The sequence below is a fragment of the Nocardia takedensis NBRC 100417 genome, from assembly GCF_000308695.1.
GTDB classification, from domain to species: domain Bacteria; phylum Actinomycetota; class Actinomycetes; order Mycobacteriales; family Mycobacteriaceae; genus Nocardia; species Nocardia takedensis.
In genome coordinates this window covers 39,256-57,623 of record NZ_BAGG01000110.1, presented here as the reverse complement: position 1 = coordinate 57,623, position 18,368 = coordinate 39,256, and the positions used below count along the sequence as shown (strand labels likewise).

Genomic DNA, 18,368 nt, shown 5'->3' with positions numbered 1-18,368 from the left:
TGCTCAAGGACACCCCGCCGGAGGATCTGGTCTCGGCCATCCGCAGCGTCGCCGCGGGTGACGCGGTGGTCTCGCCGAAGGTCACCAAACGTCTGCTCGACCGGCTGATCGCCGACGATCCCGCCGGGATGCGCGACGCCTCGATGCTGGACGTGCTCACCGCCAGGGAGCGCGAGGTGCTCGAACAGATCGCGGCGGGCCGCTCCAACGCCGAGATCGCCGAACAGCTGTACCTGTCGGAGGCCACCGTCAAGACCCACGTGGGCCGGGTGCTGACCAAACTGGGGTTGCGCGACCGGGTGCAGGCCGTGGTGCTGGCCTACGAGACCGGGTTGGTGCGGCCCGGGGGATAGGCGTCCTCTCAGCGAGCTATCAGGTGGATTCGGGAGCAGAATCGGACATTCGGACGTTGGACCGGATAGACCGTCCCGGAAGGAACGCCATGCCCGCCCTGTTGTTCGTGCTCTACGCAGTCGTCGAGATCGCCGCACTGGTCGCGGTGGGGCAGTTGCTCGGCGTCGTCCCCGCGATCCTGCTGCTGATCGCCACCTCGGCGGCGGGCCTGCTGCTGATCGGCTCGCAGGGCAGACGGGTGTTCGAGCAGTTCCGCCGCGTCTCGCGCGGCGAACTCGACCCGGGCACGGCCGTCGCCGACGGCGCGCTCGTCGCGCTCGGCGGTCTGCTGATGTTCATCCCCGGCCTGGTCACCGGCGTGCTCGGCCTGCTCTTGCTGCTGCCGCCCACCCGCGTGCTGGTCCGTCCGCTGATCACCGCGTTCGCCGCGCGGCGTATCGCTCGTCTCGCCGCCGCCCGGCCCTACCGCGGCGTGGTGATCGACGGCGGCGAGGTGATCGACGGCGTCGTCGTGCAGCAGTGGTACGACGACGGCCAGGGCAACGCCCGCCGCGCCGTCGGCCCGGCCTGATTCCGGGCGGGTGTCCGCCGCGAAGGCCGCGCGCGGGCATACGGCAGACTGATCCCCCGTGAGTACCCAGTTGCTGATCGGCGGTCGTTTCTACAGTGCGAGCGCACCCGACGCGACAGCGATGGCCGTCACCGACGGCACGGTGGTGTGGCTGGGCGCCGAACGCCCAGGGCGGGCGCTGCACCCCGACGCCGAGATCATCGATCTGGCGGGCGCTTTCGTCGCCCCCGCGTTCGTCGACCCGCACGTGCATCTCACCGCGCTGGGCCTGCGCCTGACCGGACTCGACCTCGCGGCCGCCGACTCGCTGGCCGACTGCCTCGCCCGCGTGCGCGCCCACGCCGCGGCCGAACCCGGCGGCCCGATCCTGGGCGACGGCTGGGACGAGACCCGCTGGCCCGAGGGCAGGCCGCCGACCGTCGCCGAGATCGACGCCGCGGCAGGCCCGGGCCGACCGGTCTACCTGGCCCGCGTCGACGCCCACTCCGCGATCGCCTCCACCGCCCTGCTCGACGCCGTGCCCGCCGTGACCGCCGCGACCGGTTTCACCCGCGGCGAACCGGTCCGCGCGCGAGCCCACCACCTCGTCCGCGCCGCCGCGCTGGACCTGCTCGACCGCGACCGCCGCGACCGGGCCCGCCGCGCCGCGCTCGATCACGCGGCGGCCAACGGCGTCGCCGCCGTCCACGAATGCTCCGGCCCCGAGATCGCGGGCCGCACCGACTTGGCGGAACTGCGCGAGTTCGCGCACGGCGTCGAGGTGCGGACCTACTGGGGCGAGGCCGTGCGCACCGCCGAGGAGGCGAAAGCGCTGGTCGCCGAACTCGGCGTCGACGGCCTGGCCGGTGACCTGTTCGTCGACGGATCGCTGGGGTCGCGCACCGCCTGGCTGCGCGAGCCCTACGCCGACGATGCCGGCGCGGGAGTCGGCTATCTGGACGCCGACGCCGTCGCCGACCACGTGCGGGCCTGTACCGAAGCCGGCGTGCAGGCCGGATTCCACGTCATCGGCGACGCCGCGATGGACGCCGCGCTGATTGGATTCCGCCGCGCCGCCGACGCCCTCGGCACACCGGCGGTCGCCGCGCGCGGTCACCGGGTCGAACACGCCGAGATGCTCGACGCCGAGCAGATCGCCGAACTGGCCGCCCTCGGCGTGATCGCCAGTGTGCAACCGGGATTCGACGCCGCCTGGGGCGGACCCGACCGCATGTACGCCGCGCGCCTCGGCGCCGACCGCGCCGCCGCCATGAACCCCTACGCCCGCATGGCCGCCGCCGGGATCGCGCTCGCGATCGGATCGGACGCACCGGTCACGGCACTGAACCCGTGGGCGGCGGTCCGCGCGGCGGTGCACCACCGCACCCCGGGCAGTGGACTGTCTCCGCGCGCGGCCTTCGCCGCCGCGACCAGGGGCGGTTGGCGCGCGGGCGGGGTCCGCGACGGTGTCTCGGGCACGCTGGTGCCCGGCGCCCCCGCCTCCTACGCGGTCTGGGCGGCCGAGGACCTGGTGGTCGCCGCCGCCGCGGACGCCGTGCAGCGCTGGTCGACCGACCCCCGCTCGCGGGTGCCCGGCCTGCCGCCGCTGGACCCCGACACCGCCCTGCCCACCTGCCTGCGCACCGTCCACCGCGGAGTCGTCATCCATGAAGCCTGAGTCGGCGACCGCCGCGAGTCCCGAAACCTCCGCCGCGGCGGAGGTTTCGCCGGTGCGTGTGCGCTGGTTCGAGCGCTGTCCGGCGGTGACCAGGTCGGTGGCGGCGATCGTGGCGGGGCTGCTGCTGTTCGGCAGTTTTCCGCCACGGCCGTACTGGTTCCTCGCACCGCTGGGAATCGCCCTGCTCACCTTGGTCGTGCGCGGTCGGGGCCCGCTGCGCGCGGGCTTCGGCTACGGCCTGCTGGCCGGGCTCGGTTTCTTCCTGCCGCTGCTGCCGTGGACCGGCATCTACGTGGGGCCGGTGCCGTGGCTGGCCCTGTCGCTGGCCTGTGCTGTGTTCCTCGGACTGTTCGGTCTGCTGGCCCGCCTGCTGGGCGGTCTGCCGGGGTGGCCGCTGTGGATCGCGTTGGCGTGGGTGACCGCGGAATGGGGACGGTCGAACTTCCCGTTCGGCGGATTCCCCTGGGGGCGGCTCGCTTTCGGCCAGGCCGACGGCTGGTTCCTACCACTGGCCATGTTCGGCGGGCCGGTACTGATCGGTTTCGCCGTCGCGCTCACCGGCACCACCGCCGCCGCCCTCGTGGACCACCTGCTCGCCCGCACTTCCCCCGAACCGCCCGCGCTGGCCCCCGAGCGCATGACCCGCGCCGCCACGACAGTCACCGCCGCCACCCTGGTGGCCGTTCCATTGGCGGGCCTGCTGCTGCGCCCCGCGCTGCCCGCGCCCGACGCGGGCGACAGCACGGTCACGGTGGCCGCGATCCAGGGCAGCGTGCCCCGTCTGGGCCTGGATTTCAACGCCCAGCGGCGGGCGGTGCTCGACAATCACGTCCGGCGCACGCGGGAACTGGCCCGCGACGTCGCGGCGGGGCGGAGTCCGCGTCCCGACGTGGTGATCTGGCCGGAGAACTCCTCCGACATCGACCCGCTGCGCAATCCCGACGCCGCCGCGCTGATCACCGAGGCGTCGGTGGCGGTGGGCGCGCCCATCCTGGTCGGCGCGGTGCTGGTCAACGGGGATCGCACCACCACCAATTCGGTGATGGTGTGGGACGGCGCGGCGGGGCCGGGTGACCGGCACGACAAGAAGATCGTGCAACCCTTCGGCGAGTACCTGCCGATGCGTTCGTTCTTCAGCCTGTTCTCCGATTACGCCGACCGCGCGGGCTACTTCGTCCCGGGCCACGGTGACGGCACGGTCCGCGCGGCCGGGGTCAGGATCGGGGTCGCGACCTGCTACGAGGTGGCCTTCGACCGGGCTTTCCGCGAGTCGCTGGATTCGGGCGCGCAACTGCTGACGGTGCCGACCAACAACGCGACCTTCGGCGACAGCGAGATGACCTACCAGCAGTTGGCGATGTCACGGGTGCGCGCGGTGGAGCACGGCCGGGCGCTGGTCGTGGCGGCCACCTCCGGGGTCAGCGGGATCATCACCGCGGACGGGGCGGTGCGGCAGCAGACGCCGCTGTTCGTGCCCGCCGCGCTGGTCGCGGATCTGCCGCTGCGCACCGACACGACGATCGCCACCCGGATCGGCGGCGTCCCCGAGGCGCTGTCCGTTATCCTCACCGGGGTCGCGGCGGCGTTCGTGCTGTTCCGGCGCCGGTCGCGGCAGCGCGGCGGCGTGGCCGCGGCGGCCGCCGTCCAGGGGTGACGAGGGACCCGGTGACGGTGTCGACGAGTCGGGGGATTACCCCCTCCTAATCGAACAACAAGTTCGTTTCGCGCCGCTCCAGAGTGTTGCGGGTTGGTTACTGCCGTCTCGAACGGGGGTCGCCACAGTATTGCCAATCTCACACTTTTGGGTGGATTGCTCCCGGTAAACCCGACATTTGCCGCTGTTTACGCCAGGTCTGGTGGTTAGCGGATATTTTGCTGGTGAATTCGGCCACCCGACAATGCCGTTCGCTGAGAAACAAAACCGACACGCCGGCCATCCGCTGCCGTAGATGCTCCGAATCATAGGGCGTGGATCAGGTCCGACGGCTGGCGCGCGCGCACGGTCGTGGTGGTGCTCGGGGAGTTGCGTCGACTGCGGCAGAACGGAGTGTTTGATGAGTTCATTGGCCACCGATCGTGTAGACCAATGCTCTCCGGGTGAGTTCACGCCGCAGCCCTTCGCCCTTTCCCCCGCTCAGTCGGCCCTGTGGTACGCCCAGCGCATCCGGCCGGACATCCCCCTGACCATCGCCCAGTACGTCGAGATCCACGGCGACCTCGACGTGGGCAGGCTGCTCTATTCCGTCGAACGTCACGGTGTCGAATCCGAGGTCGGCCAACTGCGCCTGCTCGAGATCGACGGCGTCCCGCACCAGGTCATCGAACCGTCCGCGCGCCCGGGCTGGGACCGCATCGATATGCGCGGCGAAGCCGATCCGGTGGCCGCCGCGCACCGCTGGATGGACGAGCACGCCGAATCGCCCTTCGATTTCGACCGCGATCCGCTCATCACCAACGTCGTGATCCGCACCGGCGATGCCAGCTACTTCTGGTACGGCCGCGCCCACCACATCCTGCTCGACGGCTACGCCGCGATGAACGGCATGGACCGCACCGCCGAGATCTACACGGCCCTGGAGAACCACACCGAACCGTCCGTCTCGCGCGCCGCGCCGCTGGCCGACATCTACGAGGGCGAGTCCACCTACCGCGATTCGCGGCGCTTCGTCGGCGACCGCGACTACTGGATGGAACAGCTCAGCGGCGTCGGCGAGCCGAAATCGCTGTCCGGTGTCACCGCCACCGGCACACCGCCCGTGGCCGACCGCCGACTGGTCGGCGGCGGACTCGGCGACGCGGTCGAGGCCGCGCTGACCGAGATGACCTCGATCTACGGCACCCACACCTCCACGCTGGTGGTCGCCGCGCTGGCCTGCTACGTGCGCTCGGTGACGGGGGAGACCGACGTCGTGCTGAGCCTGCCCGTCTCGGCGCGCACCACCGTCGCCCTGCGCCGCTCGGCGGGTGTGGTGTCCAATGTGGTGCCGATCCGGATCGCCTTCGACGAGCAGACCACCGTCGCCGACGTGGTGCGCCGCGCCGAATTGCAGATCACCGGCGCGCTGCGCCATCAGCGCTACCGCCACGACGACATCAGACGCGACTGCGGCTATTCCCGCGACGCGCGCGGCTTCTTCGGTCCGATGGTCAACATCATGCTGTTCCGTCCGGAACTGCGCTTCGGCAGCATCACGGGCACGCTGCACGTGCTGGCGACCGGCCCGGTCGAGGACCTGTCGATCAACCTCTACCACGGCGCGGGCGGCGGCCTGCACGTCGATTTCGAGGCCAATCCGGTGCTGTACGGGGAGTCGGAGGTGGCGGCCCACCACGGCCGTTTCACCGATTTCCTGCAACGGTTCCTGCGCACCGAACCCGGCGCCCGCGCGCTGACGCTGGACGCCATCACCGCCGCCGAACGCGACACCGTGCTCTACGGCTGGAACTGCACCGACCGCCCGGTCGATCCGGGCACGCTGGCGAGTGTGTTCTACGACCGGGTCGCGGCCTGCCCCGACGCCGTCGCCCTCGAGTTCGAGGGACAGACGCTGACCTATCGTGAATTCGCCGAGCGGGTCAACCGGCTCGCGCGCCTGCTGGTCGCGCGCGGCGCGGGCCCGGATTCGGTGGTGGCGCTGTACATGCGGCGCGGGATCGACCTCGTCGTGGGCATCTACGCGATCATCGAGGCGGGCGCGGCCTACCTGCCGCTGGACCCGGACAACCCGACCGAGCGGATCGACGGCATCCTGCGCCAGGCGCATCCGGTCTGCGTGCTGACCGTCTCGCGCGACGGGCTGACCGTGCCGCCGCGCAGTCCCGCACTGGCACTGGACACCGTCGAGGTCTCCGGTTTCGATCCGGCCCCGCTCACCGACGCCGACCGCCGTGCCCCGCTGCGCGGGGAGAATCTGGCCTACCTGCTGTTCACCTCGGGCTCGACCGGCCGCCCCAAGGGCGTCGGCGTCTGCCACACCGCGATCGTCAACCGGTTGCGCTGGATGCAGCACGAATACCCGCTCGACGCGGGCGACGTCGTCCTCCAGAAGACCCCGGCCACCTTCGACGTGTCGGTGTGGGAGTTCTTCTGGCCCTTGCAGATCGGGGCCAGGCTGGTGCTGGCCGAGCACGACGGCCACCGCGACCCGGCCTATCTGGCCGCGATCATCGCCGAGAAGGGCGTCACCACGGCCCATTTCGTGCCGTCGATGCTGTCGCTGTTCGTCACCGACGCCGACACACGCGAGTGCGGGGTGCTGCGCCGGGTGTTCTGCAGCGGCGAAGCCCTGCCACCCGCCACGGTGCGCGCGTTCTACGCGGTGCTCGGCGGCGCCGCGCTGCACAACCTGTACGGCCCCACCGAAGCCGCCGTCGACGTCACCTACTGGCCGTGCCCGCCCGACCCGGTGAGCGTGCCGATCGGCTCGCCGGTCTGGAACACCCGCACCTACGTGCTGGACGCGCGACTGCGTCCGGTCGCGCCCGGCGCGGTGGGCGAGTTGTACCTGTCGGGCGTGCAGTTGGCGCGCGGGTACCTGGGGCAGCCGAAGCTGACCGCCGATCGCTTCGTGGCCGATCCGTTCGTCTCCGGCGCGCGCATGTACCGCACCGGCGATCTGGCCCGCTGGCAGGTCGACTCCGGTCCCGAGCGCGGCGTGCTGGAATACCTGGGCCGCACCGACTTCCAGGTCAAGATCCGCGGCCTGCGCATCGAACTCGGCGAGATCGAGGCCGTCCTGCTCGACGATCCCTCGATCGCCCGCGCGGTGTGCGTGGCGCACGCGGGCCGCACGGGTGACGAACTGGTCGCCTACGTCGTGCCCGCGCATCCGCGCGCGGACGACGCCGACCCGGCCGAATCGGTCCTCGACACCCCCGCGCTGCTGGCCCTGCTGCGCCGGACGCTGCCCGCCTACATGGTGCCCGCCGCGCTGGTCGAACTCGACGCGCTGCCGTTGAGCGCCAACGGCAAGATCGATCGCAAGGCGCTGCCCGCGCCGACCATGGCCCCCCGCGCGCACCGGGCCGCCGAAGCGCCGCGCACCGAGGTGGAGCGCACGCTGGTCGCGATCTTCGCCGAGGTGCTCGGTCTGGCCGAAGCCGAGATCGGCACCGGCGACAGCTTCTTCGACCTCGGCGGCAATTCGCTGGTCGCGGCCCGCGCGGTCGCCAGGATCAACGCCGCGCTGGCCACCGGGCTGACCATCCGCGACCTGTTCGAGGCGGGCACCGTCGCCGCGGTCGCCGAGCGGTTCGCCGACCACACCGTCGACACCGCCTCCCCGCGCCTGGTGGCCAAGCAACGGCCGGAACGGATTCCGCTGTCGCTGGCCCAGCAGCGGGTGTGGATCCTCAACCGCTTCGCCGAGCACGCGGCCGTCTACAACATGCCGTTGGCCGTGCGACTGTCCGGCCCCTTGGATCTCGAGGCGCTGCACGCGGGCCTGCTCGACGTCATCGAACGGCACGAGAGCCTGCGCACCACCTTCCCGGAATCGCCCGAGGGTCCCTACCAGGTGATCCACCCGACCGCCGAGATCCCGCTGACCATCGACCCGGTCGACGCGACGGGCGCGGACGCGGTAGCGCTGGCGACCGAATTCGCCGGGTACGGTTTCGATCTGCGCGGTCAGGCCCCGATCCGGGTGGCGCTGTGGCGCACCGGTCGCGACGAGCACGTCCTGGCGGTGGTGCTGCACCACATCGCGGGCGACGGATGGTCGATCGCGCCGCTGGCCCGCGATCTGATGACGGCCGTGGCCGCGCGCGCGGCGGGCACACTGCCGCGCTGGACCCCGCTGCCCGTGCAGTACGCCGATTTCGCGCTGTGGCAGCGCGAACTGCTCGGCGAGGAGACCGATCCGAGCAGCGCGCTGAGCAGGCAACTGGCCTACTGGCGCACCGAATTGGCCGGGCTGCCCGATCAATTGGACCTGCCGCTGGATCGCGCGCGCCCGCTGCGCCGCGGCACCGAGGGCGGGCGGGTCGCGTTCACCATCTCCGCCGAGACCCGGCGCGCGGCGGCGGAATTGGCGGCGGCGCGCGGGGTCAGCATGTTCATGGTGCTGCACGCCGCGCTGGCGACCTTGCTGGCCCGGCTGTGCGGGTCCACCGACATCGCCATCGGCACGCCGATCGCGGGCCGCTCCGATCCGGCGCTGGACGAGTTGGTCGGCATGTTCGTCAACACGCTGGTGCTGCGCACCGAGGTCGAACCGGGCGCGGGTTTCGACCGGATGCTGGACGTGGTGCGCGAGACCGACCTGAACGCCTTCGCCAACGCCGACGTCCCGTTCGAGCGGTTGGTCGAGGCCGTCAACCCGGAGCGCTCGAGCGCGCGGCACCCGCTGTTCCAGGTGATGCTGTCCTACGACCGCGTCCCCGAATTGCGCGTGGATCTGCCCGCCGTGCGCACCGAGGTGGTGCAACTCGACGGCGCGCTGGCGAAGTTCGACTTGCAGTTGGAACTGCACGACGACGTCGCGGGCGGTCCGATGACCGCCGAATTCGGCTACGCCGCCGACGTTTTCGACCGCGGCACGATCGAATCGTTCGCCCGCCGGTTCGTGGCGGTGCTGGAGGCCGCGGTGGCCGCTCCGCGTACTCCGGTCGGCGACGTCGAGATCCTCGACGCGCGTGAACGCGGCAACCTGGTGCCGATCATCGGCTCGCCCGCCGAACCGCCGATCACGCTGGCGCGCATGCTGACCCAGACCGCGCAGCGCGTGCCCGACGCGGTCGCGGTGCGCTTCCTTGGGCGCGGGGTCACCTACCGTCAGCTCGACGAGCGGTCGAACCGTCTGGCCCGCGTGCTGATCGAGCACGGCGCGGGGCCGGAGGTCGTGGTCGCGGTCGCGCTGCCGCGCGGCCTGGACTCCATCGCCGCCGTGTGGGCCGTCGCGAAGACCGGCGCGGCCTACGTGCCGATCGATCCCGGCTATCCGGAAGACCGCATCGGGCACATGATCGCCGACTCGGGAGCCCTGATCGGGCTCACCGAACCCGACTGCCTGGCCGCGATGCCGGCGTGGCCGACCGGCGGCGGCCGTCACCGCAAGTCCTACGTGGACTGGCTGGTGCTCGGCACCACCGAACTGGCCGACGAACTGGCCGCCTGCGGTACCGAACCGATCCGCGACACCGAACGCCACCTGCCGCTGCGGGTGGCCCACCCCGCGTATCTGATCTACACCTCCGGTTCCACCGGCAAACCCAAGGCGGTCGTGGTCACCCACGGCGGCCTGATCTCGCTGGCCCAGGAGCAGAACTACCTGTTCGGCATCACCGACGCCGCCCGCACGCTGCACTTCTCCTCGCCGAGTTTCGACGCCTCGGTGCTGGAACTGCTGCTCGGCTTCGCCGCGGGCGCGACCATGGTCGTGGTGCCGCCCGGGGTCTACGGCGGTGTGGAACTGGCGCGGATCCTGCGCGAGGAGCGCATCACCCACGCCTTCATCACTCCGGCCGCGCTGGCCACCGTGCCCGATGTCGGCCTCGACGATCTGGAAACGGTGATCGTCGGCGGCGAGGCGTGCTCGGCGGAACTGGTGCGCGCGTGGTCGATCCGCCACCGCATCCACAACATGTACGGGCCCTCGGAGGCCACCGTCGCCGCCACCGCCTCGCATCCGATGCGGGCCGACGAGCCGGTCCCGCTGGGCGTCCCGGTGCGCGGTATGCGGCTGTTCGTGCTGGATTCGCGGCTGCATCCGGTACCGCCCGGCACCCCCGGCGAGCTGTACCTGTCCGGGCCCGGCCTGGCGCGCGGCTACCTGGGCAGACTCGCGCTGACCGCGCAGCGGTTCCCGGCCAACCCGCACGGCAGGCGCGGTGAGCGGATGTACCGCACCGGCGACTTGGTCGTGGTGGACCGCGCGGGCGGCCTGCGCTTCCTCGGCCGCGCCGACGACCAGGTCAAGATCCGCGGTTTCCGCATCGAGCTCACCGAGATCGACCACGTGCTGCGCGCCCACCCCGGGGTGACCTTCGCGTTGACGATCGTGCACACCGACGAGACGGGCCAGCAGCGGTTGGCGGCCTACGTCACCGCCGACGACGACGTGGCGGCGGACGCGGTCGCCGAGACCGCGCGCAACCGCCTGCCCAGCTACATGGTGCCCGCCGCGATCACCGTGCTCGACACCATGCCGGTCACCCCGGCGGGCAAGTTGGACCGCAAGGCGCTGCCGCACCCCGTCTTCACCGCGCGGGCGAGTTCGCGCGCGCCGCGCACCGAGGTCGAGCACCGGGTGGCCGCGGTGTTCGGCGAGATCCTGACCCGTCCGGTCGAGGGCGCCGAGGACAGCTTCTTCGACATCGGCGGCAACTCGCTGCTGGCGACCCGCCTGGCCGCCGCCCTGCACGCCGAATTCGGCGTGGACCTGCCGGTGCGGGAGATCTTCGAGGCGCCGACGGTGGCGGGCGTCGCCGAACACATCGTGGCGGCGCCGAGCACGCGGCGGATCGCGCTGACGGCCTACGACCCGCGTCCGGCGCGCCTGCCGCTGTCGCTGCCGCAGCGGCGGCTGTGGTTCCTCAACCGCTTCGCCCCCGAATCCAGCGCCTACAACATCGCTTTCGCGATCCGCGTCGACGGTGACCTGGATGTCGAGGCGCTGACCGAGGCGCTCGCCGACATCGTCGACCGTCACGAGGTGCTGCGCACCGTCTTCCCCGAGGACGAGCAGGGCCCGCGCCAGCACGTGTTGCCGCTGAGCGAGGCGACGCCGCTGATCGTGCCGATCGAGACCGACGAGCAGGGCGCCCGCCGCGCGCTGCGCACCACCGCCCGGCGCGGGTTCGACCTGACCCGCACCACCCCGCTGCGGATCTCGCTGCTGCGCACCGGTCCCGAAGAACACGTGCTGGGCATCGTGATCCACCACATCGCCGCCGACGGGTGGTCGCTGGGCCCGTTGACGCGCGATCTCGCGGTCGCCTACGCCGCGCGCCGCGACGGCGTGGCGCCGGCGTGGGCCCCGCTGCCGGTGCAGTACGCGGACTTCGGCCTGTGGCAGCGCGAATCCCTCGGCGACGAGAGCGATCCCGAGTCGTTGGCCGCGACCCAGCTCGCCCACTGGCGCACCGCGTTGGCCGACATCCCCGAGGAACTGCCGCTGCCCTACGACCGCAAGCGGCCCGAACAGCCGCATCACGAAGCGGGTTCGGTGCGGGTGCCGATCCCGTCGGAGGTGCGCGCCACGCTGCTGCGGGTGGCCGCCGAGCAGGGCGTGAGCCTGTTCATGATGGTGCGCACCGTGTTGGCGGTGCTGCTGCGCGCGGTCACCGGCGGACGCGACATCGTCATCGGCACCCCGGTGGCGGGCCGGTCCGACACCCGGCTCGACGAATTGGTCGGCATGTTCGTCAACACGCTGGTGCTGCGCTCCGAGGTCGATCCGGACGCCGCCTTCGCCGACCTGCTGCACGCCGACCGCGACTCCGAACTGGCCGCGCTGGCCCACGCCGACATCCCGTTCGAGCGGGTCGTGGAGGAACTCGGCAACGGCTCACGCGGCAGCAACCGGCCGCCGCTGTTCCAGGTCGCGCTGTCGGTGCAGGACGCGCCGCCGCCCGCGCTGCGCCTGCCCGGCTTGGACCTGCGCGCCGAGGAACTCGACATCGCGCTGGCGAAATTCGACCTCGAACTGCGGGTGACCGACGCGGGCGAACTCGGCGGCGCGGGTATGGCGTGCGAATTCGTCTACGCCACCGAACTGTTCGACGCGGCGACCGTCGAGACGCTGGCGGGCCGGTTCCTGCGCGTGCTCGACGCCGTCACCGCGGACCCGCGCGTCCTGATCCGCGACGTGGACGCCAGGACCGAGCACGAGCGCCGCACCCTGGCGCCCGCCACCGGCGGCCCCGGCGCGCGTCCGCGCACCCTCGGCGCCTACATCACCGACACCGCGCGCCGTCACCCCGACAACGCCGCGCTGATCCACGCCGTCCCCGGCGGCGACACGCTGACCTACGCGGAACTGGACCGCCGCGCCAACCGCCTGGCGCGCGCGCTGATCGCGCGTGGCCTCGGCCCGGGGCACCGGGTCGCGCTCGGGCTCACCCGCTCGATCGAGTCGGTGCTGACGGTGCTCGCGGTCGCCAAGTGCGGCGCGGCCTTCGTGCCGGTCGATCCGAAATATCCGGCCGACCGTGTCGAGCACATGCTCACCGACTCCGGTTGCCGGATCGGCCTCACCGACAGCGCCCACCTGGCGGCGCTGAGCCGGGCCGACGCGACGACGACCTGGTTACTGCTGGACGACCCGGATCTGGTCGCCGAGATCGACGCACACGACGACGCGGAGATCGATGACGCGCAGCGGGTGCGTCCGCTGCGGATCGCCGATCTGGCCTACATCGTCTACACCTCCGGTTCGACCGGCCGCCCCAAGGGTGTCGCGGTCACCCATCGCGGCTTGTCCGACCTGGGCGACGAGTTCCGCGAGCGCATGGGCGTGGACGCCGAATCGCGCACCCTGCACTTCTCGACGCCGAGTTTCGACGCGGCGGTACTGGATCTGCTGCTGGCCACCTGCGGCGGCGCGGCGATGGTCATCTGCCCGCCGGACGTGTACGGCGGCGACGAACTGGCCGCCCTGCTCGACCAGTGGCAGGTGACCCACGCCTTCATGACGCCCGCCGCGCTGGCCACCATCGACCGGCGGCGCTGGGCGCTGCCGCACATGCGCACGCTGATGGTCGGCGGCGAGGCGTTCGGCCCGGAACTGATCACCCGCTGGGCGCCGGACCGCGCGATGTTCAACGTCTACGGCCCCACCGAGACCACGGTGGTCGTCTCCGGCGCGCCCGCGTCGGTGAGCGCGCCGAGCACCATCGGCACGGTCGTGCGCGGCGCACGCGCGCTGGTCCTGGACGAGCGGTTGCGGCCGGTGCCGATCGGGGTGCCGGGCGAGCTGTATCTGGGCGGCGGCGGTGTGGCGCAGGGCTATCTGGATCGTCCCGGGCTGAGCGCGGGCCGCTTCCTGGCCGACCCGTACGGCCCCGCGGGGTCGCGGATGTACCGCACCGGCGACGTGGTGCGCTGGGACGCGGTGGGTCAGATCGTCTACCTCGGCCGCAGCGACCACCAGGTCAAGATGCGCGGGTTCCGCATCGAACTCGGCGAGATCACCGCCGCGCTGGACGGTCATCCGGCGGTGCGCTTCGCCCACACCGAGGTCCGCGAGGTCGCGGGCGCGGATCGCATCGTCGCCTTCGTCCAGCCCACCGATCCGGCGGCCGGGATCGACCTCGACGCGCTGCGCGCGCACCTGGCCGCGCGACTGCCGGTGCACATGGTGCCCGCGGCGATCGCGGTCCTCGACCGCATCCCGCTCACCCCGGTCGGCAAACTCGACATCGCGGCGCTGCCCGAACCGCGCCTGCACCAGGCGGCCGAGACCCGGATGCCGCGGACCGCGAACGAACGCACGGTCGCGGCCGTGATGGCCGAGTTGGTCGACCTGGATTCGGTCGGCGCGGACGACAGCTTCTTCGACATCGGCGGCAACTCGCTGCTGGCCACCCAGTTGGTGGCGCGACTGGCCGCGGCCACCGGCACCCGACTCGAGGTGCGCACGGTGTTCGCCTCGCCCACGGTGGCCGAACTGGCCGCGCTGCTGGGCGAGGCCCCCGACGAGGTCGAACCGGTCGTGCCGCTGGTCCGGCGCGAACGGCCCGAACGCATTCCGCTCTCGGCGGCCCAGCAGCGGCTGTGGTTCCTGCATCGCTTCAACGAGACGCACGGCGGCGCGGGCGATTCCGGCGACGCCGCGGGCGCCTACAACGTGCCGGTGGTCCTGCGACTGCGCGGCGAACTCGAGGTGCCCGCGCTGGTCGCGGCGCTGCACGAGGTGCAGCGCAGGCACGAGACGTTGCGCACGGTCTTCCCCGAGATCGACGGCGAGGCGGTGCAGCACGTGCTCGACCCCGTCGACGCCGCCATCACGCTGTCGGTCGCCTCGGTGCGCGCCGACCGGGTCGACGAGACGGTCCGCGACATCGCCGCGCCCGGCTTCGACCTCGCCACCGCACCGCCGGTGCGCGCGGCGCTGATCACCGTCAACGACGCCGCCGATCCGACGGTCCCCGAACACGTGCTGGTGCTGGTCGTGCACCACATCGCCATGGACGGCTGGTCGCTGGAACCGCTGGCCGCCGATTTCGCCGCGGCCTACAGCGTCATCGCGGCGGGCGGCGAACTCGACCTGCCGGAACCGGAGATCCAGTACGCCGACTACACCCTGTGGCAGCGCGAAGCGCTCGGCGCCGAAGACGACCCGGATTCGGCGATCAGCGCCCAACTGGACTACTGGCGGCGCACCCTGGCCGGTGTCCCGGAACTGCTCAGCGTGCCCGCCGACCGGCCGCGCCCGCCCCGGCCGTCCTACGCGGGCGGACTGGTGGACTGCGCGGTCGACGCGCGGACCCATCGCGAACTGCACGCGCTGGCCGCCGCCAACGGGGTCAGCATGTTCATGGTGCTGCACACCGCGCTCGCGGTGCTGCTGCATCGGATGACCGGCGGCGACGACATCGCCGTCGGCACGCCGATCGCGGGCCGCGGCCGTCCCGAACTGGACCGCCTGATCGGCATGTTCGTCAACACGCTGGTGCTGCGCACCGCGGTGCGGCCCGGCATGTCGTTCACCGAACTGCTGAACACGGTGCGCGACACCGACTTCGACGCCTTCGCCAACGCCGATCTGCCCTTCGAGCGGCTGGTCGAGGTGCTCAACCCGGCCCGCTCGCGCTCGCACCACCCGCTGTTCCAGGTGATGCTGTCGGTGCGCAACGAACCGATCCGCGCGCTGGAACTGCCCGGCCTGGCGATCGAGGCGCACGACATCGACACGGGTATTGCCAAATTCGATCTCCAGTTCACGCTCACCGAGACCCACGCCGACCGCCGCGAACCCGACGGGATCACCCTGTCGGTGAACTACGCGCGTGACCTGTTCGACGAGGCGACCGCGCGCCGACTCGGCCACCGCCTGGTGCGCCTGCTGCGCGCGGTGGCGGCGCATCCGACCGCCGCGGTGGGCGATCTGGAACTGCTCGATCCGGCGGAGTGGTCGGGTCTGGCGGCGGTGCGCGGCCCCGAGGCCGACCGTCCGGTCACCCTGCCCGAGGTCTTCGAGGCCGCGGCGCGGCTGGACCGGGGCGCGGTCGCCCTGCGCGCGGAGGACACCCAGATCACCTACGACGCGCTCGACCGCTGGACCAACCGGCTGGCCCGGGTGCTCATCGCGCGCGGGGTGGGGCCGGAAACGCTGGTGGCGCTGGGTATTCCGCGCTCGGTGGAATCGGTGGCCTCGGTGCTCGCGGTCGCCAAGGCGGGCGCGGCCTTCGTGCCGATCGACCCGTTCTACCCCGAGCACCGGATCGGCCACATGGTCACCGACTCCGGGGCGCGGCTCGGCATCACCCTCGACGAGTACCGCGCCGCCCTGCCGGGTACGGCCGAGTGGATCATCCTGGACGACAACGGTTTCCGCGCCCAGGTGCTGGCCGCCTCGGACGCGCCGATCGCACCGGGCGAGCGCACCACCGAATTGCGCGTGGAGAACCCGGCCTACGTCATCTACACCTCCGGGTCGACGGGCACGCCCAAGGGCGTCGTGGTCACCCACGGCGGCCTGTCGAACTTCGCCGCCGAGACCGCTGAGCGGTTCCGCGTGCGGCCCGGCAGCCGGGTCCTGCACTTCGCCACCCCGAGCTTCGACGCGGCGATGCTGGATCTGCTGCTGGCCCTGGGCGGCGCGGCCACGTTGGTCATCACCCCGCCCGGCGTGGTCGGCGGCGCGGACCTGGCGCGGGTGTTCATCGAGGAGCGCATCACCCACGCGTTCATCACCACCTCCGCGCTAGGCACGGTCGACCCGGCGGGCGTCACCGAACTCGCGCACGTCATGGTGGGCGGCGAGGCGTTGCCGCCGGATCTGGTGACCCGCTGGGGCCCCGGACGCAACCTGCACAACGTCTACGGCCCCACCGAGACCACCATCGTCACCGTCATCGGTCCGCGCCTGGACCCGGGCGACCCGATCACCATCGGCGAACCGATCCGGGGCGTCGGCGCGGCCGTGCTGGACGCGCGGTTGCACCCCACCCCGGTCGGGGTCACCGGCGAGCTGTACCTGTCGGGGCAGGCGCTGGCCCGCGGCTACCTCGCGCGGCCCGGTCTGACCGCGCAGCGCTTCGTGGCCAACCCCTTCGGCAAGCCGGGGGAGCGCATGTACCGCACCGGCGACCTGGTGCGCTGGTTCGCCCGCGCGCAGGACGGCGCGGCGGGTGATCGCCCCGCGGCCGGGGAGATCGAATACGTGGGCCGCACCGACCACCAGGTCAAGATCCGCGGCTTCCGCATCGAACTCGGCGAGATCGACACCGCGCTCGCACGCCACGACGCGGTCGAGTTCTCGCTGACGGTCGGCCACCGCACGCCGGCGGGAACCACCGCGCTGGTGGCCTACGTCAAACCGCGCGCCGGCTCCGCCGTCACGACCGCCGAACTCGTCGAGCACGTGTCCGCGCTCGTCCCCAATTACATGGTGCCGCAGTCGATCATGCTGTTGGACCGGGTGCCGCTGAACCCGGTCGGCAAACTCGATCGGCAGGCCCTGCCGGAGCCGGTGTTCTCCGCGGCCGTCGGCTACCGCGCGCCGAGCACCCCGACGGAGGCGGCGCTGTGCGCGGCCTTCGCGGCGGTGCTCGGCGCGGACCGGGTGGGCGCGGACGACGGTTTCTTCGAGCTCGGCGGCAACTCGCTGCTGGCCACCAAGGTGGTCGCGCACCTGCGCGAACGCGATCTCGACCTCCCGGTGCAGATGATGTTCGGCGAGGCCACCCCGGCGGCCATCGCGGCGCGGATCGACGGCGCGGCGGGCCCGGAGGCGGCGATGGCCGCGGCGCTGGCCCCGATCCTGCCCATCCGGCCCGTCACCCCGGGCGCGCGCGAGCCGCTGTTCTGCGTGCACCCGGCCATCGGGTTGTCCTGGTGCTACTCCGGTCTGCTCGCCCACCTCGGCGCCGACCGCCCGCTCTACGGGTTGCAGGCCCCGCACGTGGCGGGCCGGGACGGATTCGACTCCATCGGCGCGGCCGCCGACCGGTACATCGACCACATCCGCTCGGTGCAGGCGAGCGGGCCCTACCACCTGCTCGGCTGGTCGCTGGGCGGGTTGATCGCCCACGAGATCGCGGTGCGACTGCAAGAAGCGGGCGAGCGGGTCGCGCTGCTGTCGATGCTGGACAGCTACCAGCTCTCCGACGACCTGCTGGATCTGGCGATGCCGACGGTGGCCGAGATCGTCGCCGAATTCGGCGCGGACCAGGCCGAGGACCTCGACCCGGCGATGGACCTGCGCGCCGCCGCCGACCTGCTGCGCTCGCGGCCGGGCCCGTTCGCGGCGCTGACCGTCGACCATCTCGAGCGCCTCTACGCGGGCTACGCCAACGGCACCGTGCTCGCCCACGGCTTCCGGCCGCGCGCCTTCGACGGCGACGTGCTGTTCTTCGCCGCCGCCGACGACGCGATCAACCGGGCCGATCCGAACCGCCGCGCGGCGGCGTGGGCGCCGTTCGTCACCGGCGTCGTGCACGACCATCCGCTGCCGTGCCGCCACGCGGATATGACCACCCCCGACTCGCTGGCCGTGATCGGACCGGTGCTGCACCGGCATCTCGACGCAGCGGCCGACACCGCAAAGGAGATTGTCGAGTGACCCAGCACGAGCGATCAGGCCCCGCGTCCGGCACCGCCCACCGTCGGGTCCTCCCGCC

The 18,368-nt window shown here is 72.3% G+C and carries 5 protein-coding genes; all 5 read left to right on the top strand.

Annotated features, from left to right (window positions below; translation table 11 throughout):
- Nucleotides 1–353, top strand: a 353-nt coding sequence (locus tag ON30_RS23760) for a LuxR C-terminal-related transcriptional regulator (RefSeq protein WP_040710272.1), incomplete at its 5' end; no start/stop codon positions are given.
- An 89-nt stretch (nucleotides 354–442) separates the two neighbouring features.
- Entirely contained in the window at nucleotides 443–925 is a 483-nt protein-coding gene (locus ON30_RS23755) for an FxsA family protein (protein ID WP_040710271.1), read from the top strand.
- A 58-nt stretch (nucleotides 926–983) separates the two neighbouring features.
- A complete protein-coding gene (locus ON30_RS23750; RefSeq protein WP_040710270.1) occupies nucleotides 984–2,582 on the top strand; it encodes an amidohydrolase in 1,599 nt (532 codons plus the stop codon).
- Nucleotides 2,572–4,236 (top strand): apolipoprotein N-acyltransferase, encoded by a 1,665-nt coding sequence (lnt, locus tag ON30_RS23745; RefSeq protein ID WP_083911624.1) that lies wholly within the window; start codon nucleotides 2,572–2,574, stop codon nucleotides 4,234–4,236. The genes ON30_RS23750 and lnt overlap by 11 nt, the downstream gene beginning before the upstream one ends.
- Before the next feature lie 400 nt (nucleotides 4,237–4,636).
- The gene (locus tag ON30_RS23740; protein ID WP_083911623.1) at nucleotides 4,637–18,310 is read left to right on the top strand and encodes a non-ribosomal peptide synthetase; all 13,674 of its coding nucleotides are present in this window, start codon (nucleotides 4,637–4,639) and stop codon (nucleotides 18,308–18,310) included.
- Nucleotides 18,311–18,368 lie beyond the last annotated feature (58 nt).